Source organism: Variovorax sp. P4_B11 (assembly GCF_056402355.1).
The window spans coordinates 237,976-253,125 of sequence record NZ_JBFUHO010000004.1 but is presented as its reverse complement, the minus strand read 5'-3'; the positions used below and the strand labels follow the sequence as shown (position 1 = coordinate 253,125).

The 15,150-nt window shown below is 55.5% G+C and carries 14 protein-coding genes; all 14 read right to left on the bottom strand.

The annotated features are described in order from the left end of the window. Positions 1 to 2 precede the first annotated feature (2 nt). The gene (locus AC1DYD_RS06800) at positions 3 to 515 is read right to left on the bottom strand and encodes a hypothetical protein (protein WP_478171979.1); all 513 of its coding nucleotides are present in this window, start codon (positions 513 to 515) and stop codon (positions 3 to 5) included. Between the two features lie 13 nt (positions 516 to 528). Next, complete coding sequence (locus AC1DYD_RS06795) at positions 529 to 3,897, bottom strand: hypothetical protein (RefSeq protein WP_478171978.1); 3,369 nt, start codon at positions 3,895 to 3,897, stop codon at positions 529 to 531. Then, positions 3,897 to 6,137, bottom strand: a complete 2,241-nt coding sequence (locus AC1DYD_RS06790; RefSeq protein ID WP_478171977.1) for a hypothetical protein — start codon at positions 6,135 to 6,137, stop codon at positions 3,897 to 3,899. The genes AC1DYD_RS06795 and AC1DYD_RS06790 overlap by 1 nt, the downstream gene beginning before the upstream one ends. After that, positions 6,137 to 6,742 (bottom strand): hypothetical protein, encoded by a 606-nt coding sequence (locus AC1DYD_RS06785; RefSeq protein WP_478171976.1) that lies wholly within the window; start codon positions 6,740 to 6,742, stop codon positions 6,137 to 6,139. Before AC1DYD_RS06785 ends, AC1DYD_RS06790 begins: the two co-directional genes overlap by 1 nt. Before the next feature lie 9 nt (positions 6,743 to 6,751). Beyond that, a complete protein-coding gene (locus tag AC1DYD_RS06780) occupies positions 6,752 to 7,216 on the bottom strand; it encodes a GNAT family N-acetyltransferase (RefSeq protein WP_478171975.1) in 465 nt (154 codons plus the stop codon). Between the two features lie 37 nt (positions 7,217 to 7,253). Beyond that, a complete protein-coding gene (locus AC1DYD_RS06775; protein ID WP_478171974.1) occupies positions 7,254 to 9,224 on the bottom strand; it encodes a phage nozzle protein in 1,971 nt (656 codons plus the stop codon). 9 nt (positions 9,225 to 9,233) lie between these two features. Beyond that, the gene (locus tag AC1DYD_RS06770; RefSeq protein WP_478171973.1) at positions 9,234 to 9,800 is read right to left on the bottom strand and encodes a phage connector family protein; all 567 of its coding nucleotides are present in this window, start codon (positions 9,798 to 9,800) and stop codon (positions 9,234 to 9,236) included. Positions 9,801 to 9,981: 181 nt separating this feature from the next. Next, on the bottom strand, positions 9,982 to 10,785 hold the full coding sequence (locus AC1DYD_RS06765; protein WP_478171972.1) for a phage capsid protein: 804 nt from the start codon (positions 10,783 to 10,785) through the stop codon (positions 9,982 to 9,984). Positions 10,786 to 10,982: 197 nt separating this feature from the next. After that, positions 10,983 to 11,774, bottom strand: coding sequence for a hypothetical protein (locus AC1DYD_RS06760; RefSeq protein ID WP_478171971.1), 792 nt, complete (start codon positions 11,772 to 11,774; stop codon positions 10,983 to 10,985). A gap of 19 nt (positions 11,775 to 11,793) precedes the next feature. Beyond that, complete coding sequence (locus AC1DYD_RS06755) at positions 11,794 to 11,994, bottom strand: hypothetical protein (protein WP_478171970.1); 201 nt, start codon at positions 11,992 to 11,994, stop codon at positions 11,794 to 11,796. Continuing rightward, positions 11,978 to 12,208, bottom strand: coding sequence for a Bbp19 family protein (locus tag AC1DYD_RS06750; protein ID WP_478171969.1), 231 nt, complete (start codon positions 12,206 to 12,208; stop codon positions 11,978 to 11,980). Before AC1DYD_RS06750 ends, AC1DYD_RS06755 begins: the two co-directional genes overlap by 17 nt. Before the next feature lie 37 nt (positions 12,209 to 12,245). Then, positions 12,246 to 13,907, bottom strand: coding sequence for a portal protein (locus AC1DYD_RS06745; RefSeq protein ID WP_478171968.1), 1,662 nt, complete (start codon positions 13,905 to 13,907; stop codon positions 12,246 to 12,248). A 15-nt stretch (positions 13,908 to 13,922) separates the two neighbouring features. Continuing rightward, positions 13,923 to 14,654 (bottom strand): hypothetical protein, encoded by a 732-nt coding sequence (locus AC1DYD_RS06740; RefSeq protein ID WP_478171967.1) that lies wholly within the window; start codon positions 14,652 to 14,654, stop codon positions 13,923 to 13,925. A gap of 2 nt (positions 14,655 to 14,656) precedes the next feature. Continuing rightward, a complete protein-coding gene (locus AC1DYD_RS06735; RefSeq protein ID WP_478171966.1) occupies positions 14,657 to 15,127 on the bottom strand; it encodes a hypothetical protein in 471 nt (156 codons plus the stop codon). Positions 15,128 to 15,150: the final 23 nt, after the last annotated feature.

Sequence of the window (15,150 nt, the reverse complement as noted above, 5' to 3'; positions counted from 1 at the left end):
GCTCACTTCACGCCTGACTTCTTGAGCAGCTTCGCTGCGTCCTTCATCAGCAGCACGTTGTCACCACGACCGTCCTTGACGTCCTCTTTCTTGAGGTTGTACTTCTCTTCCAAAGCTTCCTGCATCTTCTGAAGCATCTGAATGGTCGCCATCGTCTCTTTCATGATCGACATCTGGTCCTTGCGACGACCAACAGCCTCTCGGTCATGCAACGTACCTACTGCGATCAGTAGCAAGCTCTGAAGCTCGACCGCGAACTGGCGAAGCATTTCACCGATAGCAACCCCAAGCTGGTTGTGGATTTCCTTCTGCTCTTCGTACCGCGCCTTCATCTGGTTGGCACGGATGCGCTGGCGGGTTGCCTCGCCATTGCGCTTGATGTTCTTCTCTTTCAGTTCAGCGCGTTGCACGATCTCTTGCTCCAGCTTCTCAGCCTTGCGACGTGCGCGTGTGATCTCGTTTTCCTGCACGGCCTCAACGACCTCTGCGTACTGCGATAGGTTTACCTGTTCCATCCCTGTCTCCTTCTTATTGTGTGTCTCGGTGGTGTTCGTATTTAAGGATCATCTTCGTGAACATCTGACCGAGTGGTGTGTTGAGGAACGGCATCATCTGTGAGCTGTTCATCCAAATCTTGTCCTTCTTCTCATCCGACATCGTGTCGTCTGTTGCGATGTCGTACAGACCGCCGATGTTCTTCGCAACGCGACCGACGCCACCCATGAGCGGAATGGATTCCTTGCCCATGCTGTACTTCTTCTGCAAGCCGAGCCATTCGCTGGCTTGACCCATTGAAGGCTCAAGAACCTTCAGTGCTGTCATCAGCAGAGAAGAAGGAAGCAGGATCGTGTTGTTGATCGCACGACCCCAAATCTTGTTCTGCGTCTTCTCGTCGTTGAGGTCGTCCTTGCCGTACATCGCTTCCCATGTGTAGGCACCAGCGAAGTTGAACGCTGCCAGCTTCAGGTACGTCTTCAGGATCGAAGTAGGGCCAGCCTGGAACGAAGGAAGAATCTGCTTGTCAATCGCAGCACGGATGAAGCTTGTGAACTGCAACGCAGACGAGAAGAAGCCAGCATGTTCGCCACGCTCGATCATCATCTTGGTTGTCGCATCCGGCTCAAGGATGTACGAGTTGACAGCACGCTTGTTGAAGCCCATGAAATGTTCAGCAGCTTGTGCGTCGTCCCACAGGTGAGCGTTCGCATAGCTGATGCCTTCCACGTCTTGGCCATGCTTCGCAACCTGAGCAGCAATGCGCTGCGTCATCTCGTCATCGAGGTTCGTTGCTAGGCCGAAGCGGTTGTACTCGCTGATCTGGTTCTCAGTCAGCTTGCCGCCCTTGAGGTACTTGATGAAGTTGTCGTTGATGTCGCTGGTGAACATCTTGCGACCGGAATCGTTGAACGCCTTCATGCCGCTCCAGATGTGCGTTGTGTCAGCGAACCATTGCATGCCGCGCTTCCAAGACGAAATGCGTCCCTTCTCCATTTCACCAACGACAGCGTTCATGCCGTCGTTCAGCGAGTCATAGATGAAGTGGCGTTGCATCGTGCCAAGGCGACGTGCTTGCTCGAAGTCGATCGAACCCGGTGTTGATGGGTCTGCAATGGCACGCTTGATGCCAGCAACAATCTCAGTAGGGAACTCAACGAAGACGCGCTTCATCGCATCGATGACGGTCATCGAATGCAGGTCGCCCATGTTCGCGTTCAGAGAGCGGCCGAGCATCATGCCGCTCATGCCAGTGCGCAGAGCAGACACGATGTCCGATTGCTTCTCAGGAACACCAAGCGCACGGTCCAAGGCCCATTGCAGTTGCTCCGTGTCCTTCTTGGTACGGTTCAGAATGCTTGCCTGTTCCTTAGCAAATTGCTCAGGTGTGAGGTCCGTACGCTGACCAAGCTCAACGATTTGGTTCTCAGCCTCTTGGTGGATGTGGGCGACACGTTGGTCGAACTCCTTCGTCCACTCAGGGCTGTTGAAGTGCTCACGAGGAACGATTGCACGAGCGCTGCGCTTGACGTGCATCTCAACCAGCTTGCTTGCGTCGTTCTCAAGGAAGTCAACGAATGCGTTCGTAGGCAGGTGGCCGAGGACAACACCCTTGGCTGAATCAGGACCGCCGGTTGCGCCACGGAATTCGAAGTTGCTGAACTCACCTTGCGAGTCGCGGAAGTGGTTGTACAAGCGCCATGCCTGATCCAACGGCGAGCCCTCAAGCTCTGGATTGTGGAAGCGAGCAGCGATGCGGACGAACGGAGGAATCTCGTTGCCTTGTTCCATCGCAATGATCTTGTCGCGGTTCCACAGGCGAGCATGGCCGTACGTTTCCGAGATGCCACGTTCTGCGTTCTGGTCGATGCTCCATGCACCAGCACGGTTGCCACGGGTAACGATGTCGCCTGTGATCTCTTGGTTCAGACGTTGCGCGTAGCGCGTGACAGTCGAGAACGGAGAATCGAAACCGTTGTCGCCAGCGAACTTCGCCAGCATGTTGAAGTCCTTGCGAGCAGCGTCGTTGCCCATGTTGCGACGTGTGCCCTTGAACACACGGCTCTGTGCTGCGTTCGTACGGAAGCCATCTGCCATCTCGTATGCACGTGCGCGGTCGCCATTGGTGACAACACGTTCCAGCCAATCGATAGCTGCTTCGTGTTGCTCCGGTGTCATCTTCGACCACTCTGCCTTGTACTCAGCAAGGTTGTGGTTCTCCAGTTCGTCCAGCTTATCGAGGTAGCGATGCTTGAACGATTCGACCTTCGAGCCAAGAGGCATCGGGTTGCCAGAGCCAGATTCGGATAGACGCGTAGCTGTGTTCAGTGGCAAGAGGTCAGCAGCCAATGCACGTGTGCTTTGGTTCTTCGACATCAGCATGTAGCTGTTGAACGTCATCGTCGCATCGCCCTTTTCGCCAAGCGTCCTGCGAGCCAGCGAATCGACCGCAGTAGCTACAGCCGTCATCCTCGGGCTCTTTGGATCGAGTGCGAACTGACCTGTGTTGCCTTCGAACGGGAACGTTGCCGGTGTGTCGTGACCACGAGCGAGCAGTTGTCCTGGCTGAGCGAAAGCAGAACCACCGCTGTGGCCTGGAGCATCGATGTCCTTGCCGAGCTGATCGATTGGCTGCGACAGACCTCTTGTCAGTGGATCGTCGAACAGGTCGTGCTGATGGCCGACTACATCACCGAGGACCTGATTCTTGCGAACGGCCAGAGGTGCGTTGCTCCATGACTGCAAAGGCGAGTTGTCCGTACGCAGGACGCCCTTGCCGAGTTGTTCTTCAGCAGATGTGCCGAGGTTCAGGTAAGCCTGACGTAGTGCTTGCTCGTTCGCGCCAACAGAGGCACGGCGGCTCAATGCACCAGCAGCACCTTCGAACACGCCTTGGAATGCACCACCAAGCAAGGCAGCACCAGCAATCGTGTACGCAGATTCCTTCGCGGAGCGCGTCTCTTGCATCGCGTGCAGTGCGCCTTCCTTACCTGCCGTCAAAGCGGCATTGGTTCCAGATGCGATACCTACGCGAGCGACAGCGGCACCGACGCGGCCTAGCGTTGCAGGAACTGCACGCATAGCAACTGGCGGCACAGCAAGCGAAGCCAGTGTGCCCATCAGAACTTCGTCTTGCGAGAACGTTGCACGAATCTGTTGACCGAACGATGCGTAGCTCAGCACGTCGCGTGCTTCGTCTTCCTCTTGCTTCTTCAGCTCAGGCGAATCGTTGCGGTGTTCCCAGTTGTCCACAGCATTGTTCAGGCGAGCATCAGCAGCACGTACTTGCTTGAACGTTGGACGCCATTGATCCCCAACCGCTGTTGAAGAATTGATGTTGTCGCCTGCTGTGTAGTCAAGCTGCGTCGATAGACGCTGTTCTGCTGGAAGTAGACCTGCCATTACTTGTCTCCCTGAATCGTTGGGTTGTTAGGTGTGTTGAAGCCTTGGGCTGCACGAGCGAGCGGGTTGCCTGCCTTACCTGTTCGTTCTGCTAGACCCGGTGCCTTCGGTGCTGCAACAGGTGCAGGCATCTTGTCCTTCGGATCGAACTCGATCTCTACCGGACCGCTGCTGTCGATCAGTGGCTTTGGAATGCCCGTGCGCTTGTCGAGGACGTTCACGCGGTACACAGGATTGCCGTTCTGCTTCTGGCCGACGAATGTGAACTGCGTCAGTTCAGAGCCATCAAGCTTCTTCGGTACAACCGCGGTCTTGCCGTCTTCACCGACAACGCGTTCGTTGATCGTGACGCCTCGCAGGTATTTAGCCTGTTGGTATTTCACGTCTTCAGGAGCCATGCCGAACTTGTCTGGCTGCATGTAGCGAACAACCTTCTTGCCGTCCGTTGTCGAAAGGCTGTACTCAGCACCAATGCCGTCTGCTGCATCCTTCGTCGCAGCTTCGATGTTCTGACCGTTCGTGCTGTAAGCGATGCGAACACGTTCCTTGTACGCAGCTTGTGCCTGCACCGGAATAGCAGCACCCTTGAACAAAGGTGCAAGCATCTTGTCGGCAGCGTATGGCGCTGTCTTGTTTGGTGTGCTATCCAGTTGACGATCAACGTTGCGCTTCAGAACTTCGCGTTCCTCTGGCGAACGAATGTCGTCATCACGGATGGCCTTCTGCGCTGTTGCGATTGGGATGCCATGGCGGTTGACGTTGTGGATCAACGTTTGCATGTCCTTCGGCAGTTGACCCATCACGTTCGAGTCAACCTGCGTCAGCAAGCCGAGTTGCTTGACAGCTTGTGATGCCACCAACGGATCGTCGCTCAGTGCGCGTTGCTTCAGATCACGCTCGCGCTTTTCAGGCAGGTAGCCGAAGCGAGAGACGAACGTCTTGTCGAACTCCATCTTCTGGCCGTCGCCCAGCTTGTCGTAGCCGTTCGCTGATTGCAGCTTGCCGTACAGGTTGTCGCCCATCTTGCGGCTCTTCGGGTCAGTAGGATCAACCTTCGAACCGCTGGCAACGAAGTCGCCGATCTGCGCATCAGCAGCACCAGCCTTCGCTTCCTTGTTCGCTGCGGACTCTGCCTTGCGTTGGCGTTGCTCCATCTCATTCGACATCTGCACAACGCTACGACCCAGCACGTCCAGCATTGGGTTGCCTGGGTCGTTCTTGATCATGTCCTGCATCTGGCTGCGTGTCGTCAGCAGGCGCTGTGCGATCTGTGAGCCTGTCGTACGTGGGTCGGTGATGAACAGAATCATGTCGTTCTGTACGCCGTTCGCCTCTACGCGTTGTGCGCGTTCGCGCTCAGCTGCTTCCTCGGCATCCTTCTTCTTCGCGATGTACGTGAAGTCGTTCTTCAGGTCGAGCAGCTTCATTGTCGAGAAGCCACGCAGCGGATCGTTCGACAGGGACACAGCAGCGGATGCTTGGTCTTCGCTCTTCTCAGCTGCACCACGAAGGGCAAGGCTGCTGTTAGCAAGTTCGATAACGCGCTTTGGGTCTTGCGATGCGAGGTTCTTCATCGCGCCGTCGCTCCAAATCTTGCCCTTGCGGATCGCGATCTGGTCAGGTGTGAACAAGACACCTGCTTGTGGTGAGTCGAATGCWGCGCCAGCGTCACCGGATGCTTGCAGCGAACCTAGGATGTCACCAGACGCAGCAAGTGCCGATGCACGCTCGCCGTGCTTCTGTGCAATCGTTTCAACGTTGCGGCGGCCAATGTCAGCCATGCGAGGCTGAACCACGCTGCGTGTGTACGATTCGTTCGCAGCACCGGTCCACTTCGACAGCGATGCTTCCTGTTCGTCCTGAATCCAATCGACCTTGTACTGACCACGCACGCGCGTCTTCTCAGTTTCAAGGCGGGTGTTGTAGTCGTTCTGAAGTTGCTCAGGCGTCCACATCTCGCCCTTCTCTTGCTGAACGCGTTGTTGCTCGACACGGATGTTTGCTTCTGCTGTGCCGAGGTCGGCAAGCATTGCTTCCGTCTTCAGCTTGTCGTTCTGGATGCCAGACTTGCGAATGATTTCCATGCTGTCCTGAACGGAGTCACCGAGCTTCGCCATGGCGAGTTCAGGAAGTGTTGCCGACTGGATCGAATCGAGCGGCGTCAGTTGAACTGGTTTTGCAGCAGGTGCGGCACCTAGTTGAACGTTGCCGAACTGCTTGCGTGGATCTGGTACTGCCATTATTCACGTCCCCATTTGAATGTGTCGCCTACGCCCATACCGGACACTTGAGGCGCTTTTGTTGTGCCTGCCTTGTTGTACGTGCCGTACGTACTTGCAGCAGTGCTGATGAGAGTGCCGATTGCTTGACCGCGCAGTGCGCCTGCCTGTGCATCGCCTTGACGAATCTGAGCAAGTGCATTCGATGTGCCGCCAGCGATGATGTTCTTTGCGCCTTCAGTACCGGCGACATACTTCTGTCCACCGTCTTGAAGCATTGCCAAAGCATCGACTGCAGCCAGGTTGTCGGTCTGCTGTTGGAGGTCCTGCATGGTGCCGCTGTCGTACGTGAAGCCGGTAGCAGCAGCGAATGCTTGTTGCGAGCTACGGAACTCGCGTGCATCGGCAAGCGTCTTCTGTGCGTTCAGTTGAGCGACGCGACGGGCTTCTTCAGCTTCGTAGCGCAGCGTGCCTGCTTCAGCACCGGCATTCATTGCAGCGTCATAGGCAGACGCACGGCCAGCCGCTCCCGCTGCCTTACCAGCTTGCGCTTGTTGGTTCGCACTGTATGCACCGGCTGCTGCGGTCACACCTGCGACGATCAATGTTGAAGTAGCTACTGCCATCCTCGTTCCTCACAAATCCAGTTTGTAGAACCCGCCGACACGCTCCATACCTACGTACTGGTACAGACGCTCGACGTGCTCTGAATAGACACCTGTCGTGTTTGTTATTTGTGCCTGTGCGGCACCTTTTTCCTTTGCCTGACGGAATGCTTCCTTCAACAGATTCACAGCCGTCATGCCACCGCGATGTGATGGACGAATGAACAGAGCAAGGTCTGCTAGGACTCTCGTCGTGCTCAACATCCACATCACTGGGACGTGACCGACGAAGCCACCAACAATCTCGCCTTCGTCAGTTCGGCAGACGATCACAACACCTTCCTCGTGGCTCTCAATCAAGTACGTGAGCGTGTCGTAAACCTTGCCAGCGTCAAAGTCTGTATAGCGGCCGTAGTTCGGGCTTTCCTTGAACATGAGCGCCGCCAGCTTTACCATTGGGATCACGTCTTCTGTCGTTGCGTTTTCAATCTTCATCGTTGCTTCCTTTGCCCTTATTTATGCTGGAGCAACGTCAGTCGTTGACGGTTACCTTCATGACAACAGCAAGCAGCGTGAAAGGCATCGGAAGGTCTTGCTCGATGAGCATGTTGTTCGGCGTGGACCAGCCAAGCTGACCGAGCGGGTAATCGCCTGTGAACGGCACAGGCGCCTTGTCCGCAAGCTGAGCAATCGTGCTGAAGGAATGCTTCTCACCGTTCACCTTGCAGCCAACCGTCTCGTGAACGATCAGTGTTGCCTCGTGAACTGAAAGCTGACGACCGCGAGCCGTGCCACCGTCAACCTGTGGGTTCGGGTGCAGAAGCTCAATCGTCGTTGTGTACGGCAGGCCGATAGCAACTTCCTTTGCAGCCACATCAAGATTGATCGCGCCGCCGGAAACTACCTTGCGTGTCATGTTCGAGCCGTCACCGACGATGACGACTTCCTTGCCTTCCAAGTGGCTCAGGCCAGTCCAGTTCGTCTTCGCTGTAGCGTTCGCACCGAAGATCGTTGAATCGGATAGCGACTTCAGAACGTAGTCGATGCTCTCGATGTACTTCTTGTAGACGCCGTTGACCAGACGTTCAACGCACACGTACGTGGTGTCACTGTTGTTCTCTGGAATCGTTGCGACCGCCTTGACCCAGCCATCAGTTGTGTGCTTCGCCCAAGCGATGACTTCCTGCTCATCGAGGTACGTCAGCGAAACCAGAACGCCATCCTTGCGAACAAGCCAAACGTTGAAGTCCGGGTCTTGCTGGAACGCCATGTCAACGATGCCGTTGCCTGTGATGTGTTCGGATGTCACCGTCATGTCCGCAGCTGTGTTCGAACCTTTGCCTAGGTCGTAAGCAGCAGCACGAACGCGGCGACCGTCACGCTGGATGAACACAGCAGAGTTGCTGATGCGCAGAGGTGAGACGAGGTTGCAGCCGTACGTTGTCTGTGGCTTGACGATGGCCGTCTTCGGTGTGTAGACGCCGTTCGAAGAACTCATCACAAACTCGTTCGCATAGCTCATGATCAGCAGGTCCGTTGGAGAAGGAACCATGTGCAAGATCATGTCGTTCGAAGAAGATGCAAGCGTCAGTTCAACACCGTCGTTGTCATCCGGGCCACGGGTGAAGTTCGTAATGTCGAGGTCACTGCCAGCCTTCGAACCCCAAACGGTCTGTGGCTGCGCAGGTGTGCCAGCCAAGAACATGCGTTGCTGGTAGAACGCAATCGCCGCTGGATAGTTGCCTGTCTTGAAGACGAGCGACATCGCACCAGAGACGGAGCCTGTCACCTGCCACTCCTGGCGGTTCATGTCGGAGTACACGCAAGACACCGTCCACGTTTCCGCTGGGCTGCCTGCCTTGCTTGCAGCGATCATCTGGCCGTAGCCTGTACCTGTGAACGCAGGTGTAGCAGCGCCACCGCCACCGGGGCTTGTCACAGTGAAGTACGAACCTGCCGTGTACTGCACGCTGTTCGCGATGATCTTGAATCGGAGGTGTGCGTTCTCGTACCAGTAGTCCGTAAGCGCTCGATGCGTGAATGCAATGTCAGTCAGCGACCAGCTTGTGTCGCTGTTGCGGAACAAGCGCTTCGGTGGGTAGTTCGGATGCGTGAAGTACACACTGTTGCCGAACTGCGCAAAGCGAAGCTCGTTCAGTTCGTCAGATGTGTACGGGTGCGTGATCTCATAGCGAACACCCGGCGATGTTTCAACGAAGTCACCATCCTTGATGAACTGGATGCGACTGTTGTTGAACACGCACATGTAGCTCTGCGTGCGTGAGTAGATGAACGGCACCAGCTTGACAGCGAACGAGCTATCGCGCACTGCGCCATGGAAGAACGTGCCAGGACGACGCTTCGTGCCGCCGTGATAGAACGGCAGTGCATTCGTCATCGTCTTCGTGCTTGTGTCGTAGCCCTTCAGGTCCGTACGGCCAAGCATCTTTGGAGAAATCTCACCGCCCAAGAAGGCGGTTTGAATCATGGTTGTTTTTGCCATCGTCTCTCCTTAGAAGCGAACGGAGAGGAACGAGCTTTCGTATGGGCCGAAGTCGTCGGAGATGTCCTCGGATGCGTCGATTGCTTGCGCATTCATCAAAGCAATCTGGAGGTTTTGCGAGGCGAGGTTGACCTGATCGGCGCTCTTCGTGATCGGGTATGCGAGACGCAGCGTCAGTGCTGCGATCAGCACTTCGATGAAGCCTTCAGACCACTGCGAAACGTCAGTGACATTCGACAAGTACTTAACAAAGCACGTGCTTTTGTTCGTGACGATCTTTCGGCCTTCGGCTGCATACTTCTGAGCACCATCAACCGTCAGGATGCGAAGGCAATCCGCTGGAAGAGTGAACTGGTAGTCGTAGCCATACAGCGGCTTGTCCACGTCTGGTGGTAGCTCGATGCGACGGATAGCGAAGTTCCATGGGTGCTTGTCGAGGTACGCACGGGCAAGCTGGTCGTAGAACGTCTTGCACAGAGCGGCGTAGGCTCCGTCATCGTCTAGGCTGTGGATTGGTTTTGCGCCAAGCTGCAAGAGCGCGACGTTGCAGATCGAGACTGCACTTGTTGTTGCCATAAACACTCCCTGTTTGTGTTTGGTTTAGGGTGTATTTATGGAAATGGCGAACCGAGTGGGTGGCGGTCGAGAAGAAGTGCAGAAGAAAGGAACGCACCGCGCAGGCCCACCGGTGCTGTATTTACTTCAGGCAAAGAAAAAGGGCTCAGAAGAGCCCTTTGTTCGTGCGTTAGCTAAGTGCTTAGCTGTATGCCAGCTCGATAACACCGGCTGGATCGATCACGACTGCACCAGCGGAGCCGTATGCATTCACGAGGTCAGACATACGTGTTGCAACGTAGTTGATTTCGGACGTGATGTCCTTGCCGATAGCCAGACCAACTGCCTTCTTGTTGAAGTAGAAGCCTGATGTCACGCCTGTGTTCACTGGCAGACGGTTCGAAACGATGACCTTCACACCGTGCAGTGTGCCGATCTGGCCGTTAACTGCTGGCTGGAACGAAACGTAGTCTGCGCTTGTGAACTTTGGTTCGTTGTAGATCGCCGACAGTTGCGCTGGAGAGATCACCATGAAGCGGTCTTCCAGATCAACTTCAGCAGCGTTCAGTGCTTCGATTGCGCCGAGGTGACGAGCAAACGTCCATGCGCCAGTACCAGCAACTGGAGAACCAGCAGCCATTGCAGCGATGATCAGGTCATCGAGCTTGCGGTTGATAGCGGAAACAGTGCCGTCAACGTATGCGGATTGCACGTCAACGTTTGTCTTGACATCGCTCAGCTTCGGCCAGTAGATCGAAGCGTTGAAGTCAGTCAGAGTTGCTGTACGCAGGATGTGCAGCGGTTCAGCGGAAGTAACTTCAGCGTACGAACCGATTGTGCGATCAACAGCATTGAATGTGCCCATGTATGGGAACTTCGCTACGCTGCCTTCGACACCGCGTTGAACTTGAACTGCTTGTGAAAGCAGAGATTGTTTTTGTTGGAATGCGACCTTCAGTTGGTCGTTGTATTTGACACTAAAAATGTCTGCTGATGTATCTGCCATAACTTGCCCCTTTTTGTTTTTGTTGTTGGCGTTGAGTTAATTGATTTCTTTTGCTTGTCTCCACCTCGGGAGGGCATCAACTACTCAACCAATCGGGCGGCTAGGCTTGTCTCAGTGGTTTTTCGTCCTGGCAGTTATTTATTAAGGTCAAGAAAAAAGCCGCACATGTGCGGCTTTGTCGTAGGAGAGAAGTGCGGTTACTTGATCTTCGAAGCGTTCTTCGAGTACCAAGAATCAACCTCTGCACGGATGCGGTCACCTTCCGGTGTGCGCTGGCGGTACTCAGGACGTGCCATGAGAGCCATTGCGTCTTCACGCGTCATGCCTGCTTGTGAGGCTGCACGAGAAGGTGTCTTGTCTTCGCCCATCTCAGCACCGACGCGAGCAAGGAACTCAACAAGGTGCGGGTTCGTGCCGAGGACGTCAGCGCCAATCGAGGAAGGAGCGAATGCATCGAACGCTTTGCGAGCGAAACCAACATTGCGTTGGTACTCATCGCCCCATGTTTGCTCTAGGTGCTGCTGAACCATCGCCTCTGTGACGGTTGTTGCACCGATGATCTCGTCGTACTTCGACATGACAGCCTCGTACTGCTTCGGAGACAGGCTGATGTCCTTTGCAAACTCCTTGAAGCCAGCAGCTTCTTCCTCCGAGGACTGGAAGTTCTTTGCTTCGTAAAGGTAGTCGTCGAGTGATTCTGGTGCTAGACCGGCCTTCGAATGGATCTTCTTCTCCAGAGCGGAGTACGAATCAGCCAGTCGATGCAGGTCAGGCGTGCCGTCAGGGCGCAGGAACTTCGACGGAACCTTGCTGTAGTCGGGCTTGTCGTCCTGAGCAACTGGCTCTGCTTGTGCAGGAGCAGCGGCAGGCGTAGTTTGTTCGGTGGTTGTCGCTGGCGTGGGGACTGGAGCGGCTGTTGTTTGTGTTGCCTCTGGTGCTGGTGCAGCAGTGGCAGGTGCGTTTGTTGTGGCTTCTTGTGAGTTGTCCATTCGGGCTCCCTTGATGTCATTACTTGTTGTCTGGCTGGTTCTTCAGCCGTTGTTGTTCGAAGTAGGCTTTCTTGCCTTCCTCGTATCGAGCACGCCAACGTGCGACGATCTCTTGTGGTGCGTCTGGTGGACATCCGTCCTCGTACTTCCAGTTCGCCCATTTGTCTTGTACTGGCTGAGCTTCATGCTCAGCCTTTGGTGTCTTACGCTTGAATGTCATCTTCTTCTCCGCGATCAGGAAGCTGGCCGAGCTTCCAGATGATGTGGCGCATCACGGCACGCTGCCCTTCGAGGTAACTTGTGTGATGCGGTTCGTTGCGCGCATAGCTTTCGATGTCGTAGAACATCGCGCTTAGCTCTTCCAGCACTTGTTGGCCGAATGCTGTTTCTTGGAAGACGGCGCGGTACGCAGACCCGTCGAGTGGTTCAGTCATGTTGTTGTTCCTTTCGACGGGTATTTATGCGTTTCAATTACTGCGTGATTTCATTGATCAGGCTGTTCGCTTGCGCTGGGTCTGGACGAGCAGACAAAGCACGAGAAGCGGCTTCCATCTGAGCTTGTTGAGCTTCAGCCTCGGCACGTTGCTTGCGAATCTGTTCGACTTCGCGCATGTCACGGAGCAGGCCGACAGGGATGCCAACAATCTCTGCGCGCTTCTGAACAGCAGAATCCCAGTCGTACAGGTCATGTACTTGTGGGCCTACCGACTGCGCTTGTGCCGTCAGCGCCGACTCAAAGCGATCCATCGCAGCCACGTCATCCATCAGCTGAGCGCGTTGCAGTGGGTTCTTGAAGTCAGGGATGAACTGAGGCATCTGCGCCAGCTCGTCTGGTGGTGGCTGTAGGCGCTGCGCACGAGCAGCCAAGTTGAACGTGCGCTCGATGAGCGGGTTCAGGAACTCAGCCTGGAGGCGAGCGAACGTAGGGCCAAGAATCTGACGGATGATCTGCGTGCGAGTGCGGACCTCTTCAGCGGTCATCGGTGCACCGCTCTGTGCAGGTGCCAACTCGTCCGACATCATCACGCGCTTGATCTGCGCTTGCAGGCGACCGATCTCACCAGAGGCGATCTGCCAGTTGCCGCCGGAAGCCAGTGGCTTGATGTTGTCCGTATTGGCAACCATGATCACCTTGCGCGGGCCGATGCGGACTGTCGATGGATTGAACACGCCGTCATGCTTCGCAACGAACGTACCGGCGATAGCCATCTCGCCGTTCGTCAGGACCATCTTGATCAACTCGTTCAACGTCTTCACGTCAGCGAGTGCTGTGTCGAGCGGACCGACCGCGTACTCGGTATCAGGGATGACAGCCCAGCGAGGGATGACAACCGGGAACTCGTGGAAGCCGGATTCGTATGCAACCTCACCGGACTTCTGGCAGACGTACACCGATTCGAACGGCATCTGCGTCTTGAGCTTGCCCTGTGAGCGCTTGCCCTTCTTCATGCGAGGACGGATGGCATGGACGTAGGCGTGCTTCGTTGTGCAAGTCGGATCGTTTTCGTACAGAGCTTGCATCTCGCTGTTCAGGTTGCTTAGACCGAACTTCTCCGCAGCTTCGCCAACCGTCATCATCAGCTTGCGGTACACCGTATCGATGCGCTGTGCGCGTGTGCTGTCTGCGATGTACAAGCTGCTCAACGGCCAGTTCTCGAAGTGCAGACGGCCTGTGTTCTCGTCAATGTCGATGAACAAGCCAGCTTGACCAGCAACCGCAATGTCGATGAAGAACTCGAAAGCAACTGCGTTGTAGTTGCTGCTGTTGATCATGGCGCGCAGCGTTTCCGAAGAACTCTGCAACCATGCACGGACAGGACGAGGGATGTATGCGTCTGGTGTGTCAGGAATCGAAAGGCCAAACCACTGCGTTGTGCTTGGTGTCAGGCCACCAATCATCGAAGCTGCAAGCAGACGGCACGCATCAGCGCCGGTGCTGTCATAGACCTTGCCTTTTTCGCTTCGTGCCTTCGCTGCATTCGAGAACGGATCGTCGTTGCCGAAGAACCCTTGGCCGCGTAGCGGGTACGTGTATTGGTACGCTTCCTTCCATGCCGGTTCAAGAATGCTGCGTTCAGATTGCAGACGCTTGAATGACTTCAGGATGTCTTGTCCCTTGTTGTTATCTCCCATAGCTCACCTTCCTTTTTATTGTTTTGGTGCGCCAGTAACTCCACCAGACATGATCTGTTCTAGGAATGACTGCTTTACTTGTTGTTGTTCTTCTTCAGTCTTGGTGGCTGAGAACATCTTGTCCTTGGCATCTGCGGTGAGAGCCGTCTTGTCTTCCACTGCAACTAGGTCGTTCTCCTTGACGGCAGCAACGCGCTGCATGTCTCCAAGGACCGTACCGGCACTGATCCTTGCTTCACCGGCTAGCTTCTCTTGCTTCGCCTTCTCAGCTGCCACCTTTGCTTGCTCACGTGATACGCGATCAGCTTCGAACTGGCGGGATTGCTCTTCAGCTGCGCGTTGTGCTTCTGCTGTCTGGCGGTTGAACTCATCCGTCTGCGCTTGCAGTTGGGCTTGCCACTGAGCGCGTTGTGCTGCTTGATCTGCCTCGATACGTTGACGTTCTGTCGTCAGTTCGCGGTCCCAAGCTTCTTGCTGTACGACCTGTTGGCGTTGCCAGAAGTACGGACTGTTCTCAAGCTGGCCGTTGTTAACGCCTTGTGCAGCGGAGTAGTTCAGGCCGACGAGAGTGAAGTCGTCGCCACCTGAGTAGAAGTTGCCCGACTGATCCGTCCAGCCTGTGAAGTACTGGTAGTCGTAGTCCTGCGTGCCTACCTGTGCAATGTCGCCACCTTCGCCACCACCACGGTTCTCGTAGATCGGGCGTGAACCTTGGCGCGTCTCATACGTTCTTGTTAGTGATGCCATGATTACTGCGCCTTTGCAGCTTTCTTGCGGCGGTCAGCAACGGACGTGTTTGCGTCGTCGTAAATGTTGTCGTCGTCCAAGTAGTAGAACGATTCGAGGAACGTCTTGCGGCGAGCCTGATCAGCTGCAAGCTGTTGCGAGTTCAGTTCGCTGTTGTTGCGAGCCTTCTCCGCTTCCTGTGCCTTCTGCAGTTCTGCTTGCTGAGCTTCCGTTTGCAGCTTCGCTTCCTCTTTGGCCTGATCTGCCTTCAGCTGGTCTTGATACTGCTGACGGCTCTGATCGCTAGCTGCCTGCATCTGGCTCATGCGCTGCGCTTGAGTCTCACGGTCGAACGCCATCTGGTTGTCCAGGCGCGAACGCTCTGCGTCTTGCTGTGCCTTCAGTTGTGCCGCTTGCTGTGCTGCGCGTGCCTCAGATGCCGCCTGAAGCGCCATCTGTTCAGCCATCGAAGGCCCTTTACTTCCTTTTCCCATTCTTTTTCTCCTAGGTTGGATAC